The organism is Pseudomonas auratipiscis (genome assembly GCF_036324085.1).
Lineage (GTDB): Bacteria > Pseudomonadota > Gammaproteobacteria > Pseudomonadales > Pseudomonadaceae > Aquipseudomonas > Aquipseudomonas auratipiscis.
This window is the reverse complement of record NZ_JAZDCU010000009.1, coordinates 16,118-36,393: the sequence shown is the minus strand read 5'-3', so window position 1 is coordinate 36,393 and position 20,276 is coordinate 16,118. Positions and strand designations below refer to the sequence as shown.

The window sequence follows — 20,276 nt, the reverse complement described above, 5'->3', positions numbered from 1 at the left end:
CCATCCAATTCACTCAGGCCCCACCAACCGATACCCCACACCCGGCTCGGTGATGATAAAGCGCGGCGCTGTCGGATCATCACCTAGCTTTTGCCGCACATGCGCCACGACAATGCGCAGGTAATGACTGTCATCTACATGGGTAGGTCCCCAGATATCCTTGAGCAGTTGCTGCTGGGTGATCACCCGCCCAGGGTGCGTAGCCAGTTGCGCCAGCAGCGCGTATTCCTTGCGAGTCAGGGCAACTTCAACCCCATCCAGGGTCACCTTGCGAAAGGCCAGGTCGACCGTCAGCGGACCAAAACTCGGTGCCACATCGGTGGCCGTGGCCTGCGGCGCCTGGCGCAACAGTGCACGCACCCGTGCCAAAAACTCCTGGATGCCGAACGGTTTGGTCACGTAGTCGTTGGCTCCGTTATCCAGTGCCTCGACTTTCTGCACCTCACTGGCACGTACCGACAACACCAGAACCGGCACCGCACTCCATTCACGCAATTCGCGCAGTACCTGCTGGCCATCCATGTCGGGCAGGCCCAGATCCAGCACCACCAGGTCCGGCCGGGTGAGTGCCGCCTGGGCCAGGCCTTCGGCGCCGGTGGCGGCCTCCAGCACTTTATAGCCTTGAGAATTCAGGCTGATGCGCAAGAACTTGCGAATCTGTGGTTCATCGTCGATGACCAGAAGGGTTGCTATCTGGCTCATAAGGCTTCGCTTTCAGGCTCGGGCTGCGCGGGGAGCGGCAAGCATAAAGTGATGCAGGTGCCGTGGCCATCGATGCCCTCGCCCACCTGAATTCGCCCACCGTGCGCCCCGATCATGCCCTGGCAAATCGCCAGACCAAGACCCGTGCCTTGCCCGCCGCGATCCCCCCGCGCGGCGGTATAGAACATGTCGAAAATTTTCTCGCGATCCGCTGGCGGAATACCAGGCCCTTCGTCACTGACGGCAAAACTCAACTGTTCATCGTCAGCCGATACGCGCAACTGCAAGCGCCCATCAGTGGGCGAGAAACGCGCCGCATTCTCCAGCACATTGACCAGCGCCTGCTCAATCAGCGCAGCATGGACAAACAGCAACGGCAAGCCGTCCGGCACTTCGGTGGAAACCTGCAGCGGTGTCAGTAGCACTCGCAAGCGGTTAAGGGCACTGCCGACAATGTCGGTTGGCGCCACCCAGTCGCGGGCCAGTTTCAATCCGCCATGTCCCAGGCGTGTCATATCCAGCAGGTTCTGGATGTAACGGTCCAGGCGCTCGGCTTCGTTGCGCGTACCTTCAAGCAACTCCTGGCGGTCGGCTGCAGGGATCGCTTCGCCCAGGGCCAGCAGGCTGTCAATGCTGCCGCGCATGGCGGTGAGCGGCGTGCGCAGGTCATGGGAAACCGAGGCCAGCAATGCGCTGCGCAATTGCTCTGTTTCACCGTGCAGGCGCGCGGCCTCAAGTTGTTCAGCCAGGCGTGCGCGGGCCAGGGCCTGGGCCAGAGGCTGGCTGAGCGCCTTGAGCAGGCGCCGGCGTTGCGGGGTAAGGCTCTGGCCCTGACGCGGACGCACACCGATCAGCGCCAGCGGCTGCTCTTCGACAGAAAGCGGCCACCACCACCAACGCCCATTGGGCAAGGTATCGCTGCCAAGGCCCGCGGCCTGATCATGCTGCCAGGCCCAATCGGCGGCAGCCCGCTCGTTATCGTTGAATTGCACGTTGCTGGCCGTGGCAACCTGCAGGCGTCCTTCGACATCCCGTTCAAGCAGGCACACCTGCAAATCGTTCCAGCCATCGAGGTGTTGCCCGGCGGCGTTGAACACGGCCTGTCGGTCAGTGGCGGCAGTCAGTTTGCGCGTCAGGTCGAGCAGTTGGTTGGTCTGCTCCTGGGTTTCACGCAGCGCCTGCAATTGCCGGCGCTGACGTGCGGCCAGGTTACCGGTGAGTGCTGCCATCAACAGGAAAAACAGCGACGTCAGCACGTCCTCTTCACGCTGGATGCTGAAGGAAAAATTCGGCGGAATGAACAGAAAGTCATAGGTCAGGAACGACATGACTGCACAGGCCAAGGCCGGGCCCAGGCTGCTGCGAACAGCCACCAGGAGCACCGCGGCAAGAAACACCAAGGAGATATTGGGCAATGCCAACACCGTGGATACGCCCCAGGCGAGGCCCGCTGCCAGCAAGGTTGCAATCAGCGCCAACAGGTAATGACGCCAGACCCAGACCTTCTTAACCGCCGCATTTTGCGGCTCAGGCCGGTCGTCACGGTCGAGTACGTTGATTTCCAGGCCATGGGCTTCACGCAACAAGCGCGTGGCCACACCGGCACCGAACAACCGCCGCCGCAGGCGATCACGGGACTGGCCGACCAATACCAGGTTGGCGCGCCGCTCAAGGGCATGCTGGATCAATGTTCTGGCCACTTCACCCGCACGCAGCAGCACCACTTCACCGCCCAGACGCTCCGCCAATTGCTGGGCTGCCTGCAAACGCTGGCGAGCGGCTTCGTCGCGCAACTTGCCATTGTCGACATGCACCATGCTCCAGGGCAGGTGGCGGCGCTGGGCCACCCGGCAGGCATGGCGCACCAAGCGCTCGGCCTGGACATCACCATCGACCCCGACCAGCAAGCGACCGCGCAAAGAGGGTGCATCCTGGCCGAGCTGGCGATAACCGTGGGCAAGGTCGGCATCCACCTGTGCCGCTGCGGTCTGCATCGCCAACTCACGCAACGCCGTAAGGTTGGTCTGGCTGAAAAACGCATCGATTGCCGCCCTTGCCTGTTCGGGCACGTACACCTTGCCCTCGCGCAAACGCTCAAGCAATTCCCGTGGTGGCAGATCGATCAGAACCAATTCAAAGGCTTCCTGCAACACCCAGTCCGGCAGGGTTTCACGGACCTGCACGCCGGTAATACCGCGCACTTGGTCGTTGAGACTTTCAAGGTGCTGGACGTTGACCGTGGTGTAGACGTCTATGCCCGCAGCCAACAGCTCCTGCACATCCTGCCAGCGCTTGGCGTGGCGGCTGCCGGGGGCGTTGCTGTGGGCCAACTCGTCGACCAGCGCCAGTTGTGGCGAGGCCTTGAGCAAGCCATCGAGGTCCATCTCTTCCAACTGCACGCCGCGATACTCGCAACGCAGCAGGGGCTGCTGCGCCAACCCGGCAAGCAAGGATTCGGTTTCAGCGCGGCCATGGGTTTCAACTACCCCCGCCAGCACCTGCACACCTTGGCGTACCTGGGCATGGGCGGCCTGGAGCATGGCGTAGGTCTTGCCTACTCCCGGCGCGGCACCGAGGAACACCTTGAGCCTGCCGCGCCCTTCGCGCGGCAGCCCGGCCAACAACGCATCAGCGCGTTCGGAGTTGCTATCGCTCACTGCCTATCCTTACTTTGACGTCGGGGCCAGCCGTTCTAAGCTGGCATTCAGAGCCAGTACATTGACCACCGGTGGTCCGATCAATGGCTGCAGGGTGGACTGCTCGGCCAACGCTTGCAAGGCCTCGACACTGAGTTGACGCGCCGCTGCTACCCGCGGCAGTTGATAAGCGATGGCGGCGGGCGACAAGTGCGGGTCCAGGCCGCTGCCGGAGGTCGTCAGCAGATCCAGCGGCACCGCACCCTGCGCCGCTACATACAGCTGCGCAGCACGTTGATTGATGCGCTCGGCCAGCGCTGGATTGCTCGGTGCCAGGTTACTGGCGCCACTGGCGACCGTTGCATAATCGGCAGCAGAAGGTCGTGAGTGAAACCAGGCATCGCCCTCGAACGCCTGGGCAATCAACAGCGAGCCGCGCACATTGCCCTGGTCATCACGCAGCAGGCTGCCATTGGCCTGCTCGGGAAAGGCAACTTGTGCCACCCCGGTGACCACCAGCGGATACACCACTCCGGTGATCAGGGTCATCAGCAGAATCAGGCTCAAGGCCGGACGTACGTAAGTTGTCATGGTCGTCTCCCTGGTATCAGACCAGATGCAAAGCAGTGAGCAGCATGTCGATCAACTTGATCCCGGCAAACGGCACGATCAGCCCGCCCAACCCGTAGATCAGCAGGTTGCGGCGCAGCAGGTGTGCGGCACTGGCGGCTTGCACCCGTACCCCACGCAAGGCCAGCGGAATCAGTACCACGATGATCAAGGCGTTGAAGACAATCGCCGAAACGATCGCACTTTGCGGGCTGCTCAGTTGCATGAGGTTGAGCACACCCAATTGCGGATAGAGTGCCGCAAACAGTGCCGGCAGAATGGCGAAGTACTTGGCCACGTCGTTGGCAATGGAAAAGGTCGTCAGGGCACCACGAGTCACCAGCAACTCCTTGCCAACCTGAACCACGTCCAGCAGCTTGGTCGGATCGCTGTCCAGGTCAACCATGTTGGCAGCTTCGCGGGCCGCCTGGGTGCCGTCGTTCATGGCCATGCCGACATCGGCCTGCGCAAGCGCGGGGGCGTCATTGGCGCCGTCACCGCACATGGCAACCAGCCGCCCGTCGTTCTGCTCCTGGCGAATGCGCGCCAGTTTTTTCTCGGGCGTAGCTTCGGCCAGGACGTCATCGACACCTGCCTCGGCAGCAATTGCAGCCGCCGTCAGCGGGTTGTCCCCGGTAACCATCACGGTACGAATGCCCAGTTTGCGCAGTTCGGCAAAACGTTCGCGAATTCCCGGCTTGACCACATCCTTGAGGTGAATCGCGCCCAGCAGGTGCTTGTCGACACATACCAGCAACGGGGTACCGCCACTCTGGGCGATCTTGTCCACTTCACGCGACAAGGACGCGGGCATTTCCAGACGCTGCATACCAACGAACGCCAGCACCGAATCGACTGCGCCCTTGCGAAACCGTCGCTGCTGATAATCCACACCCGACAACCGGGTTTCAGCGCTGAACGCCACTGGCGTCAGTTGATTTGCACATGGCTCGGCAAAATCATGCGCCTGGCGCAGGAACTCGACGATCGACTTGCCCTCGGCGGTATCGTCCGCCAGCGACGCCAGCAAGGCGCCCTCGCCCAACTCCCTGGAAGTCACACCGGGAGCGGCGTGCAAGGCACTGCAACGACGATTGCCGAAGGTGATGGTGCCGGTCTTGTCGAGCATCAGCACATGTACGTCTCCGGCCGCTTCCACGGCGCGGCCAGAACGGGCGATAACATTGAGACGCACCAGGCGATCCATGCCGGCGATACCAATGGCCGACAACAGGCCACCGATGGTGGTGGGGATCAAGGTGACCAACAGCGCCACCAGAAACACCAGGGGGATACTGCCGCCGGCAAAATGGGCGAAGGGTTGCAGCGTGACCACCACGACCAGGAAAATCATGCTCAAACCGATCAGCAGGATATCCAGGGCAATTTCGTTGGGCGTCTTCTGGCGCCTGGCGCCTTCGACCAGGGCGATCATGCGGTCCAGGGTCGACTCGCCGGGGTTGCTGGTGATGCGGATCAGCAGCCAGTCGGAAACCAGGCGCGTGTTACCGGTTACCGCCGAACGATCACCACCCGACTCTCGAATCACTGGCGCCGACTCACCCGTGATCGCCGCTTCGTTCACCGCAGCAATGCCTTCGAGTACTTCACCGTCGCCGGGAATCATCTCGCCTGCCAACACCTTGACCACATCATCCTTGCGCAGGCTGCTCGCCGGCACCACCTCGAAACTGCGCGAGGCATTGCGCCGCCTGGCATTGAGACCTTGGCTACCGGCTTTGAGACTGTCGGCGCGCGCCTTGCCACGTCCCTCTGCCAGGGCTTCGGCAAAATTGGCAAACAACACGGTGAACCACAGCCACACGGCGATTTGCACCGCCACCGCCACAGGCACCTGGCTGTCGGGAACCAGGCACAGCAAGGTGGTGAATATCGCAGTCAACTCCACCACCAGCATTACGGGTGAGCGCTTGAGCTGACGTGGGTCGAGCTTGACGAAAGCCTGTACCAACGCCGGACGCCACAGTGCCGCAAAGGTAGTCGGCGGCATGGCGGCCGGAGCGGCTTTCACTTCAGGAATGGGCATATTCATCATTCGTTCCTCAGAAACCCAGGCTCAGGTGTTCGGTGACAGGGCCAAGGGCCAGGGCCGGCAGGAATGTCAGGCCACCCACCAATACGATGGTGACCACCAGCAACGTGGCGAACAACGGGCCATGAGTCGGAAAGCTGTTCTCACCCTGCGGCGCGGCTTTCTTCATCGCCAGGCTGCCCGCCAGCGCCAGCACTGGGAGGATGTAGCCGAAGCGGCCAATCAGCATGCCCAGGCCCAACATCAGGTTGTGGAAGGTGGTGTTGGCACCGAAGCCGGCGAAGGCTGACCCGTTGTTGGCACTGGCCGAGGTGTAGGCGTAAAGCAACTGACTGAAGCCATGCGCACCAGGATTGCTGATCGCGGCGGCAGGGCCTGGCAGGCTCGCCGCCAAGGCTCCCAGCACCAGCACACCGACCGGCATTACCAGCAAGGTTGCCACCAGCAGTTGCACTTCTCGGGCCTGGAGTTTCTTGCCCAGATACTCCGGTGTGCGACCAATCATCAAGCCTGCCAGGAACACCGCGATCAACACATTGAGCAACATGCCGTAGAGCCCGGCACCGACGCCACCGAAGATCACTTCACCGACCATCATGTTGACCAACGCGACCATGCCGCTGACCGGGTTGAGACTGTCGTGCATGTTGTTCACCGAGCCGTTGGAGGCTGCGGTTGTAGTCACCGTCCAGAGCACACTGGCGGTGGTAGCAAAGCGGCTTTCCTTGCCCTCGAGCGGTGCTGTCTGCTCTACCTGCGGGTTGTTCACGCTCGGATTGGCCTGGTACTCCGACCACAGTGCAGTACCGCCACCAATCAGAAACAATGCCAACATGCAGGCAATGATTGCCCGGCTCTGACGCAGATCCTTGACGTAATGACCGAATGTGAACACCAGTGCCGCGGGAATCAGGATGATCGAGGCCATCTCGAGCAAGTTGCTCCAGGCCGTCGGGTTCTCGAAGGGGTGCGCGGAGTTGACGCCGAAGAAACCACCGCCATTGGTACCCAATTGCTTGATTGCAATTTGACTGGCCGCAGGGCCGAGCGGAACTGTCTGGTCAGCGCCTTGCAGGGTCAGGGCCTGGATGTAGTGACCGAAGGTTTGCGGCACGCCCTGCCATACCAGCAGCAACGCCAACAGCAGGCACAGCGGCAGCAAGCCGTAGAGCGTGGCACGGGTCATGTCGACCCAGAAGTTGCCCAGTGTCAGGGCCGAGCGCCGCGCAATACCACGGCACAACGCGACCAGCACGGCCAACCCTGTGGCAGCACTGACAAAGTTCTGCACCGTCAGCCCCATCATCTGGCTCAGGTAGCTGACCGAGGCTTCGCCACTGTAGGCCTGCCAATTGGTGTTGGTGACAAAGCTCACTGCGGTGTTGAACGCCAGCGTCCATTCCTGGCCTGGCAAGTGTTGCGGGTTGAGCGGCAGGTAGCCCTGGAGCAGCAACACCGAAAAAACCAGAACGAAACCGGCCAGGTTGAATGCAAGCAAGGCCAGGGTGTACTGCTTCCAGCTTTGCTCGACCTGCATGTCGACCCCGGCCAATCGATAACATCCCCGCTCAAGCGGCCCCAGTACCGGGGATAGCCAGGTGCGCTGACCTTCCATCACCTTGTAGTAAAAACGCCCGAGCCAAGGCGCCGGGACCAGCACCAGCGCGAAGAACGCCAGCAGCAACGCGTAATCGTAACTGTGCATGGCGGCTCCTATCCCCGGTCGGCGCGCAGCAGCGCGACCATCAGGTAGATCATCAACGCCACTGCCAGCAGCAGTGCCACCCCATCCAGAATGCTCATCGCAACTCTCCGTCCTTACGGCACTTCGCCGCTGACGGTCATTCTCGGTAGCGCTGCTGTAAAGGTGCGAGACCAGAGCCCTGGCCAGATCATAAAGAATGCGTAAAGAACGCTATCAGTGCCCCGCCAATGCCAGCCACTGTGGCGGCTGCACGTAGCCGGCGGCCCAGTCGATAACGGCTTCTGCCGGCATGGGCCGGGCAATACCATAGCCTTGGGCGACATCACAGCCCAGTCCCATCAACAGTTGCCCGTGCTCGATGGTCTCCAGACCCTCAGCGACCACCTCGCGCCCGAACGCCCTGGCCAGACCAATCACTGCCCGCGTCAGAGCAAGATCGTCATGGTCGTTGAGGATGTCGCGAACAAAGGATTTATCGATCTTGATAGTACGCGTCGGCAGGCGCTTGAGATAACTCAGGGACGAATAGCCAGTACCGAAATCATCCAGAGAGAACTGCACACCCAGTCGCTGACAGGCCTCAAGACACTGGCTCACACGCTGAATATTCTCGATCGCCACCGATTCGACAATTTCCAGATCGAGCATCTGCGGCGCTACGGTTGGGTGACGCCCCAGCAATATTGTCAGGCGCTCGACAAAGTCACTGCGCTGAACGTGCCGCGCCGCGATGTTGATGCTCACCGGCCAAACGTGCCCGGCCTGCTGCCAGCGCTGCATTTGCGCCATGGCCTGGGTGATTACCCATTCGCCGATGTCGACAATCAGGTCCGTCTGCTCTATCAGTGGCAAAAAATCGGCCGGCGCGACCAAACCCTTGATCGGATGCTGCCAGCGCAGCAAGGCCTCGAAACCGAGAACCTGGCCGCTGCGCATGTTGACCTTGGGTTGGTAATGCAGGCAAAGCTCGCCCTTGATCAAGGCCTGACGCACCCGAGCCACGGTCTGGTGGGTAGCCTTGACCTCACGATCCAGCGACACATCGAACAAGTGGTAGCGATTACGTCCACTCTGCTTGGCGACATACAGCGCCTGATCGGCATGCCGTACCAGAGTGTCAGCGTCTTCGTTGTCGAGGGGAAACAGCGTCACCCCGATGCTGGCGCTGACACTCACCTCACGATCCTTGATCGAATACGGCGCTGCAACCGCCTTGAGAACTCGCTGCAAGGCCAGGTGCAATTGCCCGGAGTCCTGCACAGCACGCAAAATAAGCACGAACTCGTCACCCGAAAGGCGCGCTACTTCGTCGCCACCGCGCAAGATGCCCTTCAGGCGGTTGGCGACCTCGACCAGCAACAAGTCGCCGCAGGCATGGCCATAGCCATCATTGACCGCCTTGAAACCATCCAGATCGAGCATGCACACAGCCAGGGCGATGTCCTTGCTTCGGGAGAACTCCAGCGCCTGATTCAGCAAGTCCGAAAGGTATGCACGATTGGGCAGCCCGGTCAGCACGTCATGCCCCACCCGCCACTGCAGCGTATGCAGCAACTGGCGTTTCTCGGTCACGTCGAAGCGGATGGACACGTACTTGCGCACCCGGCCACTGGCAGGATCGATCAGCGGCACCATGGTGCTGTCGACCCAGTACAGCGAACCATCCTTGGCGCGGTTGCAGATTTCGCCCTTCCACATCCTGCCGGCAACCAGCGCAGTCCACATACCCTCGAAAAAAGCCGGGTCGTGCAGGCCGGAGTTGAGGATGCGGTGATTGGCCCCCAGCAGTTCATCGCGACTGTAGCCCGAGATACTGCAGAACTGCTCGTTGACGTAAGTGATCCTGCCACTCAAGTCGGTTTCGGAAAAAATCGCGGCTGCATCAACAGCCGTGCGGTAATTATCGTCCATGAAAATCTCGTACCAGTGGGTAAGCGATTGCAGCGCTCGACCAGCACTGATTCTTTAGTTCGAAGCAGCCGTCTACGCCGGGTGGTTAACGTAGACGGTTGGTAATAACCACACGAATTACATCACATTTCATGAGCAAATGTGACGAAATCAGCTGCGACCAAATGCTTATGGATTTAAACAACCAATTGATTTTCAACAAAAATTTACTGACCAAACAGTCAAATAGATAACACACCCCGACATTTAGGCCTAGTAAGCGCTGACGACCCTACGCGCTGAAGCACTCGAACCGGTCTGACCAGTTGTTGCTACCTTTCATCCAAAGACCTCTTGCAAAGGCCGAAAACCCGCGCATACACTGACTACGCACTGGACATACCGGTAAGACCACAATAATTAAGTCCTCCGCTCTTTCGCCCCTTCCAGGCATCGAAGCAAGGACACCGATCAGAGATCCCTCCCATGCTCAAATGGTGCTCGCGTTCGATCTTCCTCCAAGTAGTGCTCGGCCTGGTGCTAGGCGTCGCCTGTGGCCTCAGCTTTCCCGAAGTGTCCCTACAGTTGAAACCCTTGGGCGACGGCTTTATCAAGCTGATAAAAATGCTCATTGGACTGATCGTGTTCTGCGTTGTAGTCAGCGGTATTTCCGGTGCAGGCGACCTGAAGAAGGTTGGCCGCATCGGCCTTAAATCGGTCATCTATTTCGAGATCCTCACCACCATTGCCCTGGTCATCGGCCTGGTGTTTGCCTTTACCTCCGGAATCGGCAGTGGCGCCAACATCCACCTCGATCAACTCTCCACCGCTGAGGCTGGCAACCTGGCTGATCGCGGCCAGCACATCCACGGCACCGCGGCGTTTCTCATGGACCTGATCCCGACGTCGGTGATCGGTGCCTTCGCAGACAACAACATCCTGCAAGTGCTGCTGTTCTCGGTACTGTTCGGCAGCGCCTTGAACCTGGTAGGTGAAGCCGCCTCGGGCATCTCGCGACTGATCAACGAGCTGAGCCATGTGATCTTTCGCATCATGGGCATGATCGTGCGCCTGGCGCCGATCGGCGTGTTCGGTGCCATCGCGTTCACCACCAGCAAATATGGCCTCGAATCGCTGCAGCACCTGGGTGGCCTGGTCGCTTTGTTCTACCTGACCTGCACAGGTTTTGTGCTGCTGATTCTGGGTACCGTGATGCGCCTGTCGGGCCTGCGTATCCTGCCGTTCATCAAGTACCTGCGCGAAGAGTTGACCATTGTCCTGGGCACCGCATCCTCGGACGCCGTACTGCCGCAAATCATGCGCAAGCTGGAGCACCTGGGGATTGGCAATTCCACTGTCGGCCTGGTGATACCGACCGGTTACTCCTTCAACCTTGATGGCTTCTCGATCTACCTGACGTTGGCTATTGTCTTTATTGCCAACGCTACCGGCACGCCGCTGGCAATGACCGACCTGCTGACCATTTTGCTGGTATCGCTGATCACCTCCAAAGGTGCCCACGGTATTCCGGGCTCGGCGCTGGTGATTCTGGCGGCAACGCTAACCGCCATTCCTGCGATTCCGGTGGTGGGTCTGGTGCTGGTGCTGGCCGTTGACTGGTTCATGGGGATCGGCCGGGCGCTGACCAACCTGATCGGCAACTGCGTGGCCACCGTAGCCATCGGCCGCTGGGAAGGTGATATCGACATGGAGCGGGCCAATAATGTGCTGGCCGGTAAACAGGGTTTTGGTTTTTCCCAACGCAAGACACCCCACGCCCACCAACAAGAGTTCTGAGTGAAGTGGCCGGCACCAAGGGTGCCGGCCACAGGAGCAAACCATGCAAGTGTTCTCATGGAGTGAACAGTGATTACTTCATCGACAGTAGTGAATTCGGTAGTGGAAAAACTTCGCCAGGCCCTGGCCCGTGGTCAATGGCGCTCCGGCGACATGCTCCCGGGCCAGCGCGAGTTGGCCGAACAATTGGGCATCAGTCGTCCCAGCCTGCGTGAAGCGGTAACCGTCCTGGAGACCCTCGGCCTGGTGCGTTCGATGCCTGGTAAAGGTGTGTTGGTGCTGGACGCCGAGATGGCCGAAAGTGCCGCGCCGCAGTCCGCGGTGGCAGAAGCCAGCCTCGAGGATGTTCTGCAACTGCGCTATACCCTGGAGCCGTTCATCGTCGGCTTGGTGGCCCAGTCTGTGAGCAGCAAGGAAATTGGCCAGCTACGCCTGACCCTGATGGACATGCGCGAAGCCCTCGAGGCGCAAGACAGCGAAGCCGGGGTCAATGCCTACATCGCCTTCCATGAAGAGCTGTTCACCCTCACTGCCAACCCGATATTCCAGAGTGTGGTGCAACAAACCAGTAATGCCCTCAAGCAAAGTGCTGCGGTGTTGCGCAACTCTCCCGAGCACCTGGCGGCGCGCCTGGAGGAAAACGAAGCAGTGGTACGCGCCATTCGCAACAAGAACAGCGCCCAGGCCAGCGCGCAAATGCGCCACCACATACTCCAGGAAGGTCGGCGCATGGGTATCGAACTGAATATCCCGGACGAACATCCGGTCATCTGACCCCAGGAGAGCATTGATGAACACCAGCGCCCAAGCGTCTGTGACCGCCCTGCCTGTCCTGCTTGCCCACGGCGAAGTGCGCCTGTCAGCCGAGCAGATCTATCCGCGCCTGTTCGATGCGATTCTTGAACAGCGCCTGGCACCGGGCAGTGCCTTGCCCGAACAGGCACTGGGTGAAGCGTTCGGCGTCAGCCGCACGGTGATTCGCCGGGTGTTGGGCCGCTTGTGCGATCAACAGGTAATCGTCCAGCGCCCCAGCCATACCGCCCGTCTGGCCGCGCCTGACCCACAACAGGCGCGACAAATCCTCAGCGCCCGACGCCTGGCCGAAACCACGTTGATCACCCTGGCGGCACAACGCTCGCGACCGGCCAAGATCCGTCAATTGCGCGAACTGGTCGCCCGTGAACGCCAGCACCATGAGCAAGGCCAGCGCTGCACGGCCATTCGCCTGGGCGGTGAATTCCACCTGAAACTGGCGGAGATCGCCAACAATGCCCCACTGACCCGCTTTCTCAATGGCTTGGTACCACAGACCTCATTGATCATCGCCCAATACGAAACGCGTCCCTGCAGTCACTGCGCCTGGCAAGAACATGTGGCCATCATCGATGCTCTGGAGCAGGGTGATGCCAGTGCTGCCCTGACCCTCATGCACGAGCATCTGGACCATATCGAAGCCAAACTCGATCTGCAGTCTGTGGTTGGCGACTGAAATGCGCACGCTGTTCGTCTATCCCCGGCTGCGGCTCGCGCCTGCACCTCGGCAACTGCCTATACTGAAAAATATTGAGAGATAATCCTGTCGCAAGGGGGTAGCGCTTGTGACCCCCCGTGCCCTTCTCTTTCTGTTGGTGATTCTGCTTGCACTAAGCGGTTGCGCCTCGCGACAAAAGCCCGTCGAACCTCCCCCGGTGCAACTGAGCCGTGCCATCTGGGAGCAGATCGACCGGGAAATCATCCAGGCCTCCCTGGCCAGTACCAGTTCAGTCAACGACTATGCCCGACGCTCCATGCGCGTATGGAGGGATCGCGTGCAGCAGTTCACCGAAAGCGAGTTCATTCCCTGGTTCACTGGTTACTGGACCCAGCAGTGGCTGACCATGAAAGTCGCTTGGTACAAAATGAACAGTGGCGATGGTAAAGACCCGCCAGAGAAGCGCCTGGCGCTTTATCTGCAAGAGCAGTATCACCGCCAGGTGCTCGATCAGGTGGCCAAGGAAATCGACCCAGAAGGGATTCGTGATCGCGCCATGGAGCTGTATATCCAGCTTCTGGGCCAGCAATTGCAGCAAATTGCCCAGCGTTATCGCGCACCGGCGCAGCAGTTTAATCTGCGCCTGACGCGGATCCAGGCGATTAACCTCGGGCCGCCGGCCGCGCGCAATGCCTCGCTCTACCAGTTGCTTTTCAGCAAACCGCTTGCCGAGCAACCCGCTTATGCCGCCTTGGTCGGGCATATGCACAGTACAGTGCGCGCTGGCACCCAACGCTCGGATGTCGGCCTATCCTCGGTGGCCCAACAGGCCAGTGAAAAACTCGGCGCAACCCTGGCGCCGCGCGGTATCGCCAGCGCAGTGGCAACGGCGGTTGGCCGCGTTGCCGGCTCACTGATCTCAGTGGCCGCGGCGGGCTATGGCGTCATCACCCACAATCAGGAACAGCCCGCCATGATCGAACAGTTGCGGGTGATCCTCAATGTTGCGCTCAATGAGGAATGGCGAGAGCTGATGGACAACCGCAAGACTGGCGCCATGGCCGGGGTGTATTACTTGTCCGGCGAGATCGAGGAAGGCCTGCTCGGCACCCGGCGTATGGGCATTGAACCCGACAGCGGTTCGCTACGTATTGTGCTGCCGGCGCCGTAACCGGCCTCAAGCGACAGCGCGATTGTCATTTACCGCCTGAGCAGAGGTCGGCAGGCCAAAAATGCGATCGAACAGCCAGTTGTACACAAAGGTGTAGCAAGGAATCAGAATGATGAAAGCCAGGTCCACCAGGAAGGCTTCGACCAGACTCATGTCCAGCCACCAGGCAATCAGCGGGATCAGGTAAACCACTAATGTCAGCTGAAAACCGATGGCATGCGCCACGCGCCGGGCAACGCTGCGCCCACGCTTTACCTGACGGCTTTCCCAATACTCGAACAGCGTGTTGTAGATGAAGTTCCAGGCCATGGCGATGGTGGTGATCATCACCGCCAGCGGGCCGGTATTGCTTGGCGCCGTATCCGACAAATAGGCCAGGCCCAAGGTCGACATGCACAGGCCAATTGCTTCATAAGCGCTCACATAGACCAGTTTGCGTTTCACCCCTTGCACGTTACCACCTCAATTTCGTCATCAAACGCAGCCCATCCGGGTTGCAGAGGCGCGCAAGAGTGCGTCAATATTTCTGATAGAAAAAGTCAGCAGCTATCAATTTTACTGACAACAGGAAGTACCCTTTGAATTTCTCCAGTGACAACATCGAGCTTTTCCTTGCCGTACTTGATCGTGGCTCGTTCTCTGCCGCTGCGCGTGCCTTGGGCCGGGTGCCCTCGGCCATAAGCATGGCGATTGGCAACCTGGAGGCGGAATTGGGCTATCCGCTGTTCGAACGCACGCATCGAGAAACCCGTCCGACCGCCCTGGCCCAAGCCCTCGAACCCCATGCACGCATGATCGCTGGGCAACTGGAGCTGCTGCAGGTACATGCCCTTGAGCTGTCTCTGGGATTGGAGAGCACGCTGGCAATCAGCGTGGTCCCGGACATCGATCACCGTCCACTACTGACCGCGATCAAAGCCGTCAGCGAACGCTACCCATTACTGGACATCGAAATCCTCAACGCCCCACAGGAGCAGGCCCTACAGTTGCTGCAGCAGGGGCGAGTCAGTTTGTGCCTGGCTTTTGCCGGATTGACCGTCGATCCGCAGCAACGCTTCCAGAATATCGGCATGGAGTCATTGGTGGCAGTTATCTCGCCGCAGCACCCTGCCCTTGCGCACCACCCCCGGCAAATTGCCTACCTCGAAGACTTGGTCAATGTCCGGCAAATCCTGATAGCCAGCCACGATCTGCCGATCACCGATACACGCGCACTGATCGGCAAAGCCCAGTGGCGCACCGATAGTTTGAGCATGGCCTTGGAGATGGTAGAGGCGGGCCTGGGCTGGGGCGATTTTCCGTTGTCACGGGTTGCTCCGCTCCTCAAGGCCGGACGCTTGCTGCGCCTGGATTTCAACAACACCCGCAACGAACTGCAACTGCCCGTGCATGCCTTTTGGCGGCAAAGCCACCCCCTGCAGAAAGCGGCGCAAGAACTGGTCAGGATGCTCGGCGCATAAGGGTTTACCCGGCACCACTGGCAGAATAAACCTGACGTTCCCCTGCGGCATTCTGACTTTCAATTTTTCCAGACTGCGGCCGATAGCCTCATCGACAGGTACGAGCAACGCCAAAAGCACCGCTCGGCACTCCTCCTTACTGGCTAAAGGTCTCGCAACATGAACCTGAAATTTCGCCACAAGATCCTGCTGTGCGCCTGCGGCGTCGTGGTTCTGGCATTTGCTTTGTTCACCCTCTACAACGACTACCTGCAACGCAACACCATCCGGCAGAACATCGAGTCATCGGTCAAACAGGCCGGTGCATTGACCGCCAGCAGCGTGCAGAACTGGATGAGCGGCCGCATCCTGGTGCTGGAAAACCTGGCCCAGAACGTTGCCCATCAGGGTGCCAACGCCGACTTCGCCGGCCTTGTCGACCAGCGTTCGTTCACCAGCAACTTCCAGTTCACCTACGTCGGCCAGGCCAACGGTGTATTCACCCAACGTCCGGACGCAAAAATGCCTGACGGCTACGACCCACGCCAGCGCCCCTGGTACTCCGCTGCTGTGGCCGCCAACCAGACAATGCTGACGCCACCCTACATGGCCGCGGTCGGTGGTTTGGTCGTAACGATTGCCATGCCGGTGAAAAGCAACGCCAGCGGTGAACTGCTCGGCGTAGTCGGCGGCGACCTGAGTCTGGCGAGTCTGGTCGATATCATCAACGCGGTGGACTTCGGTGGCATCGGCCACGCGTTCCTGGCTGATCGCAATGGCCAGGTTATCGTCAGCCCGAACAAAGACCAGGTGATGAAAAACCTCAAGGACATCTACCCTGGCAGCAACCTGCAAGTGGCACCAGGTATTCACGACGTGAACCTGGGCGGCGAAGCGCGAATCATCTCGTTCGCGCCGGTCAGCGGCCTGCCTTCCGCCGACTGGTACATCGGCCTGTCTATCGACAAGGACAAAGCCTACGTCGCCCTCAGCCAGTTCCGCACATCTGCCATCATTGCCATGCTCATTGCCGTTGCCGCTATTGCTGGCCTGCTGAGCCTGCTGATTCCGGTGCTGATGCGTCCGCTGACCACCATGGGCCGCGCCATGAAGGACATCGCCCAAGGAGAAGGTGACCTGACCCGCCGCCTGGTAGTGGAAAACAAGGACGAATTCGGCGAACTGGCGAGTGCGTTCAACCAGTTCGTCGAGCGTATTCATGCCTCGATTGCCGAAGTGTCGTCGGCCACCCGCCAGGTGCATGACCTTTCGGAGCGCGTGATGAGTGCGTCCAACGCCTCGATTGTCGGTTCCGAAGAACAAAGCATGCGCACCAACAGCGTGGCCGCTGCCATCAACGAACTCGGTGCGGCTACCCAGGAAATCGCGCGCAACGCCGCCGATGCCTCGCAACACGCCAGCGGTGCCAGCGAACAAGCCAACGACGGTCGCCAGGTGGTGCAGGAAACCATCGCCGCGATGACCTCACTGTCGCAGAAAATCAGCGAATCCTGCGAACAGATCGAAACCCTCAATGCCAGCACCGACGACATCGGGCAGATTCTCGATGTGATCAAGGGTATCTCCCAGCAGACCAACCTGCTGGCCCTCAACGCGGCGATCGAAGCTGCCCGTGCCGGCGAAGCCGGCCGCGGTTTTGCCGTGGTCGCCGATGAGGTTCGCAACCTGGCCCACCGCACCCAGGAGTCGGCCGAGGAGATTCACAAAATGATCACCACCCTGCAGGTCGGTTCCCGCGAGGCGGTGCATAACATGAACGCCAGCCAGGTCTCGAGCGAGGAAAGCGTATCGGTTGCCAACCAGGCCGGTGAACGCCTGAGCAGCGTTACTCAGCGTATTGGCGAAATCGACGGCATGAACCAGTCGGTGGCCGCCGCGACCGAAGAGCAGACTGCCGTGGTCGAAAGCCTGAACCTGGACATCACCCAAATCAACGTGTTGAACCAGCAAGGCGTGGCCAACCTCAATGACACCCTGCTTCACTGCGATGCCCTGGCCCAACAGGCAGGTCGCCTCAAGCAATTGGTCGACAGCTTCAAAATTTAAAGCCAACACCTGGCGAGGGCTTGCACAGCCCTCGCCAGGCGTCTGTCGCTACACCGCTACGGCGCGCTTGACCCTGCCCAGGCGTATCCAACCGATCAACACCGCCAGCATGACCACAAAGCCCAGGTAACCGAAGAGCGGATAAACCTGGCCGACCAGGCTGATGAAGCCGATCAGGCTACAGACAAACGCAGCCACCCCTGCACCCACAGCCCCCACTTGAAAACTGCGAGTGCCTGCGGGCAACAGCCGCGCCAGAAACGAATAGAGCATGCCCACAGCGGTATTGACGATCATGCCGAAGATGATCACGCACATGATCACGCCAAGCGTTGGGGACAGCTCGCTGGCGATCGACAGCATCGGCATTGGCAAGTCGGCTACGGTATCCAGGCGCGCGAGCAGCCCGGCGCTCATTACCAGCATCAGTGCGCCCAGCCCTGCACCGCCGAGAATGCCGCCCCAGATAGCGGTTTTCTCCATACGTGCCGAGCCGCCAAGAATCGCCAGCATTGGCGCCCCGGCGACTACGTTGTAAGACACATAAAGGAAAGCCCCTAACAACCAATGGCTGGCGCCTGCCTCCTGCTTGCTGGCGATCTGGTCCAGCGCGGTGAAACTCAAGTCGCGAGTGAGCACCGCGTATAGCGCGATCGCAGTGGCAGCCAGAATCAGGAAAGGCGTAACCGCACCAATCAGCACGATGACCTTTTGCACATCAAGGCACACCACCGCTACCACCAGCAGGGTGACCAGCACACTGCCGGTCAGCGCCGGAATCCCAAACTGCTGCTCGAGCAAGGCGCCGCCCCCGGCGAGCATCACCACGGTGACCCCGAACATGAAGAAAGTAATCAGCAGATCGACGAACAGCCCCAGGTAGAGGCCGCAGATGGCATACACCACATCCTTGTGCGACGTGGCTTGCAGGCGATTGCCCAACCCGGCCAGGGCCATGCCGAGGAACGTGAACAGCGCCGCACTGACCAGCGTGCCGAGCAACCCCCAGAGACCGAAATTGACGAAAAACAGCAACAGTTCTCGCCCGGAGGCGAAACCTGCACCCACGATGACGCCAATAAAGGCGCCTGCAATTTTCAGCTGATCTTTCATCTCGAACCCTCTGGCATCTATGGCCCTGGCCGGGCCTTGTTGTTTTTTCCCAGTACCACGCAGGCAGGTGTGATCTCAGTCGTGGCCGATCCAGGCCTGCACTTCGATCTCCACATCAACCCCCAGGGCAAGCCCGGCGCTGACCGTCGAGCGCACGGGATAGCCGTTGGCAAAGAAGCTTTTGTAGACCTCGTTGAAGCCGGCGAAATGTGCCATGTCCGACAGCCATACCGTGGCCTTGATCACCTGATCAAAACCGACGCCGCATTCGGCCAGGGTTTCACCAATACGCTCCAGCGTGGCCTGGGTCTGGGTCTGGATATCACCCTTGACCACCTCGCCTTGGGCATTCATTGGAATCTGGCCGGAGAGAAACAGAAAGCCGCCGACCTTTACCGCTTTAGAGAACGGGAATGGCAAGTGGCTGGGGATACGCTGGATAGTCGAGCTCATGGAAATGTCCTTGGATGATTAACGGAAACGGGCTGGCGACAAGCGTTTTGGCTCGACGCCCTCACGGTGCAAGGCAGCAGGAAGGGGCTGGCCGAGCAACAACGCACAGGCCAACTGCGAAACGCCCGCCGCCGACTGAATGCCATAGCCGCCCTGGGCGGCCAGCCAGAAAAACGCAGGATTGTGCGGGTCGGCGCCGATCACCAGATCACCATCGGCCACGAATGAGCGCAGCCCGGCCCAGGTGTGGCTGGGGCGCCGGATAGTCAGGGTGGTCAAGGCTTCGATGTTGTAGATGCCGATTGCCACATCCAGTTCTTCAGGCATTACGTCCTGGGGTTGGACCGGATCGGCATTGGCAGGAGAACCGAGCAATTGCCCGGCGTCGGGTTTGAAATAGAAGCTCTCGTCCACCCCGATAACAGCCGGCCATTGCGCAAATTCATGCGCCTGCGGTCCTTCAAAGGTAAAGGCGCTGCGCCGGCACGGTTGCAGGCCAACGGTTGGCACGTCGCACAGCGTGGCAACCTGATCGGCCCAGGCGCCCGCGGCGTTGACCAACTGCCGAGCCTGGATAACGCTGCCGTCAGCCAGGTGCACGTGCCACAGACCGTCGGCAAAGCAGCCTGCTACCAGTTCGGCGTTGCAGCGCAACTCACCACCGGCCTGACGAAAGCCACGCAAAAAACCCTGATGCAGGGCATGCACGTCAAGGTCCATCGCCCCCGGCTCATGAATCGCACCCGCCAGCGCGTCGCTGCGCAGGCTTGGCACCATTGCCAAGGCGGCCTCGGGATCAAGCAAGCGCACCTCGGTGCCGTTGGCCAGGTTCTGCGCGTAGCTGTTCGCTAGCAGCGCCTGCTGTTCGAGGCTGGCGACATACAGACAGCCGCGCGGCTCAAGCAAATGATGTTCACAGAAGCCTTCCGGCGGCGACTCATAGAACGCCCGGCTGGCACGCGTCAAGGCCTGGATCTGCGGGGTGCCATAGGCTTCCATGAACATCGCCGCCGAACGCCCGGTGGAGTGATAGCCCGGCTGCGCTTCACGCTCCAGCAACAGCACCCGCTGCTGGCCAGCCAGCCGGTAGCCCAGGGAAGCACCCGCTATACCGGCACCAATGATCACGCTGTCGAATAGTTGCGTCATAACCTTGCCATTGCCTGGTAA

General features: G+C 60.3%; 17 protein-coding genes and 1 pseudogene. 7 read left to right on the top strand and 11 right to left on the bottom strand.

The features are described 5' to 3' along the window. Window positions 1-9: 9 nt before the first annotated feature. The 7 genes from V0R60_RS14270 to V0R60_RS14240 all read right to left on the bottom strand — a co-directional run bounded on the left by V0R60_RS14270 (window position 10) and on the right by V0R60_RS14240 (window position 9,616). Window positions 10-702 carry a response regulator gene (locus tag V0R60_RS14270; RefSeq protein ID WP_330079407.1) on the bottom strand — a complete coding sequence of 231 codons (693 nt, stop codon included), beginning with the start codon at window positions 700-702 and terminating at the stop codon, window positions 10-12. Then, a complete protein-coding gene (locus V0R60_RS14265) occupies window positions 699-3,359 on the bottom strand; it encodes a sensor histidine kinase KdpD (RefSeq protein ID WP_330079406.1) in 2,661 nt (886 codons plus the stop codon). The genes V0R60_RS14270 and V0R60_RS14265 overlap by 4 nt, the downstream gene beginning before the upstream one ends. A 9-nt stretch (window positions 3,360-3,368) precedes the next feature. Then, window positions 3,369-3,929, bottom strand: coding sequence for a potassium-transporting ATPase subunit KdpC (kdpC, locus tag V0R60_RS14260; RefSeq protein WP_136475363.1), 561 nt, complete (start codon window positions 3,927-3,929; stop codon window positions 3,369-3,371). Between the two features lie 16 nt (window positions 3,930-3,945). After that, the gene (gene kdpB / locus V0R60_RS14255; RefSeq protein ID WP_330079405.1) at window positions 3,946-6,000 is read right to left on the bottom strand and encodes a potassium-transporting ATPase subunit KdpB; all 2,055 of its coding nucleotides are present in this window, start codon (window positions 5,998-6,000) and stop codon (window positions 3,946-3,948) included. Window positions 6,001-6,010: 10 nt separating this feature from the next. Then, window positions 6,011-7,705, bottom strand: coding sequence for a potassium-transporting ATPase subunit KdpA (gene kdpA, locus V0R60_RS14250; protein ID WP_330079404.1), 1,695 nt, complete (start codon window positions 7,703-7,705; stop codon window positions 6,011-6,013). A gap of 8 nt (window positions 7,706-7,713) precedes the next feature. Next, window positions 7,714-7,803: a K(+)-transporting ATPase subunit F gene (gene kdpF, locus V0R60_RS14245; protein ID WP_136475360.1), complete on the bottom strand. Its 90-nt coding sequence runs from the start codon at window positions 7,801-7,803 to the stop codon at window positions 7,714-7,716. Between the two features lie 115 nt (window positions 7,804-7,918). Further along, window positions 7,919-9,616, bottom strand: a complete 1,698-nt coding sequence (locus V0R60_RS14240) for a putative bifunctional diguanylate cyclase/phosphodiesterase (protein WP_136475359.1) — start codon at window positions 9,614-9,616, stop codon at window positions 7,919-7,921. Between the two features lie 465 nt (window positions 9,617-10,081). On the opposite strand from V0R60_RS14240, the gene V0R60_RS14235 reads away from it, so the two are divergent. The 4 genes from V0R60_RS14235 to V0R60_RS14220 all read left to right on the top strand — a co-directional run bounded on the left by V0R60_RS14235 (window position 10,082) and on the right by V0R60_RS14220 (window position 14,034). Further along, entirely contained in the window at window positions 10,082-11,392 is a 1,311-nt protein-coding gene (locus V0R60_RS14235) for a C4-dicarboxylate transporter DctA (RefSeq protein WP_330079403.1), read from the top strand. Between the two features lie 69 nt (window positions 11,393-11,461). Continuing rightward, window positions 11,462-12,166 carry a FadR/GntR family transcriptional regulator gene (locus V0R60_RS14230; protein WP_330079402.1) on the top strand — a complete coding sequence of 235 codons (705 nt, stop codon included), beginning with the start codon at window positions 11,462-11,464 and terminating at the stop codon, window positions 12,164-12,166. A 16-nt stretch (window positions 12,167-12,182) separates the two neighbouring features. After that, window positions 12,183-12,881 (top strand): GntR family transcriptional regulator, encoded by a 699-nt coding sequence (locus tag V0R60_RS14225; protein WP_330079401.1) that lies wholly within the window; start codon window positions 12,183-12,185, stop codon window positions 12,879-12,881. A 109-nt stretch (window positions 12,882-12,990) separates the two neighbouring features. After that, on the top strand, window positions 12,991-14,034 hold the full coding sequence (locus tag V0R60_RS14220; protein WP_330079400.1) for a hypothetical protein: 1,044 nt from the start codon (window positions 12,991-12,993) through the stop codon (window positions 14,032-14,034). A 6-nt stretch (window positions 14,035-14,040) separates the two neighbouring features. On the opposite strand, the gene V0R60_RS14215 is transcribed toward V0R60_RS14220, so the two are convergent. After that, complete coding sequence (locus V0R60_RS14215) at window positions 14,041-14,487, bottom strand: PACE efflux transporter (RefSeq protein ID WP_203543149.1); 447 nt, start codon at window positions 14,485-14,487, stop codon at window positions 14,041-14,043. Between the two features lie 125 nt (window positions 14,488-14,612). Here V0R60_RS14215 and V0R60_RS14210 point away from each other — a divergent pair, with 125 nt between their 5' ends. From V0R60_RS14210 to V0R60_RS27005, 3 genes and pseudogenes are all read left to right on the top strand, one after another. Then, window positions 14,613-15,494: a LysR family transcriptional regulator gene (locus V0R60_RS14210; RefSeq protein ID WP_136475354.1), complete on the top strand. Its 882-nt coding sequence runs from the start codon at window positions 14,613-14,615 to the stop codon at window positions 15,492-15,494. A gap of 159 nt (window positions 15,495-15,653) precedes the next feature. After that, a pseudogene (locus tag V0R60_RS27010) lies at window positions 15,654-16,685 on the top strand (HAMP domain-containing protein); the annotation flags it as partial. A gap of 69 nt (window positions 16,686-16,754) precedes the next feature. Further along, window positions 16,755-17,540: a methyl-accepting chemotaxis protein gene (locus V0R60_RS27005; protein WP_371922314.1), complete on the top strand. Its 786-nt coding sequence runs from the start codon at window positions 16,755-16,757 to the stop codon at window positions 17,538-17,540. 48 nt (window positions 17,541-17,588) lie between these two features. Here V0R60_RS27005 and V0R60_RS14200 read toward each other — a convergent pair whose 3' ends face one another. The 3 genes from V0R60_RS14200 to V0R60_RS14190 all read right to left on the bottom strand — a co-directional run bounded on the left by V0R60_RS14200 (window position 17,589) and on the right by V0R60_RS14190 (window position 20,255). Next, on the bottom strand, window positions 17,589-18,653 hold the full coding sequence (locus V0R60_RS14200; RefSeq protein WP_330079398.1) for a YkvI family membrane protein: 1,065 nt from the start codon (window positions 18,651-18,653) through the stop codon (window positions 17,589-17,591). 75 nt (window positions 18,654-18,728) lie between these two features. Further along, entirely contained in the window at window positions 18,729-19,106 is a 378-nt protein-coding gene (locus V0R60_RS14195; protein ID WP_136475351.1) for a RidA family protein, read from the bottom strand. Between the two features lie 18 nt (window positions 19,107-19,124). Beyond that, a complete protein-coding gene (locus V0R60_RS14190) occupies window positions 19,125-20,255 on the bottom strand; it encodes an NAD(P)/FAD-dependent oxidoreductase (protein WP_330079397.1) in 1,131 nt (376 codons plus the stop codon). Window positions 20,256-20,276: the final 21 nt, after the last annotated feature.

Coding starts and splice junctions, on each gene's coding strand:
- V0R60_RS14270 (WP_330079407.1), bottom strand. CDS start 702: ATGAGCCAGATAGCAACCCTTCTGGTCATCGACGATGAACCACAGATT.
- kdpC (WP_136475363.1), bottom strand. CDS start 3,929: ATGACAACTTACGTACGTCCGGCCTTGAGCCTGATTCTGCTGATGACC.
- kdpB (WP_330079405.1), bottom strand. CDS start 6,000: ATGAATATGCCCATTCCTGAAGTGAAAGCCGCTCCGGCCGCCATGCCG.
- kdpA (WP_330079404.1), bottom strand. CDS start 7,705: ATGCACAGTTACGATTACGCGTTGCTGCTGGCGTTCTTCGCGCTGGTG.
- kdpF (WP_136475360.1), bottom strand. CDS start 7,803: ATGAGCATTCTGGATGGGGTGGCACTGCTGCTGGCAGTGGCGTTGATG.
- V0R60_RS14240 (WP_136475359.1), bottom strand. CDS start 9,616: ATGGACGATAATTACCGCACGGCTGTTGATGCAGCCGCGATTTTTTCC.
- V0R60_RS14235 (WP_330079403.1), top strand. CDS start 10,082: ATGCTCAAATGGTGCTCGCGTTCGATCTTCCTCCAAGTAGTGCTCGGC.
- V0R60_RS14225 (WP_330079401.1), top strand. CDS start 12,183: ATGAACACCAGCGCCCAAGCGTCTGTGACCGCCCTGCCTGTCCTGCTT.
- V0R60_RS27005 (WP_371922314.1), top strand. CDS start 16,755: ATGAGTGCGTCCAACGCCTCGATTGTCGGTTCCGAAGAACAAAGCATG.
- V0R60_RS14200 (WP_330079398.1), bottom strand. CDS start 18,653: ATGAAAGATCAGCTGAAAATTGCAGGCGCCTTTATTGGCGTCATCGTG.
- V0R60_RS14195 (WP_136475351.1), bottom strand. CDS start 19,106: ATGAGCTCGACTATCCAGCGTATCCCCAGCCACTTGCCATTCCCGTTC.
- V0R60_RS14190 (WP_330079397.1), bottom strand. CDS start 20,255: ATGACGCAACTATTCGACAGCGTGATCATTGGTGCCGGTATAGCGGGT.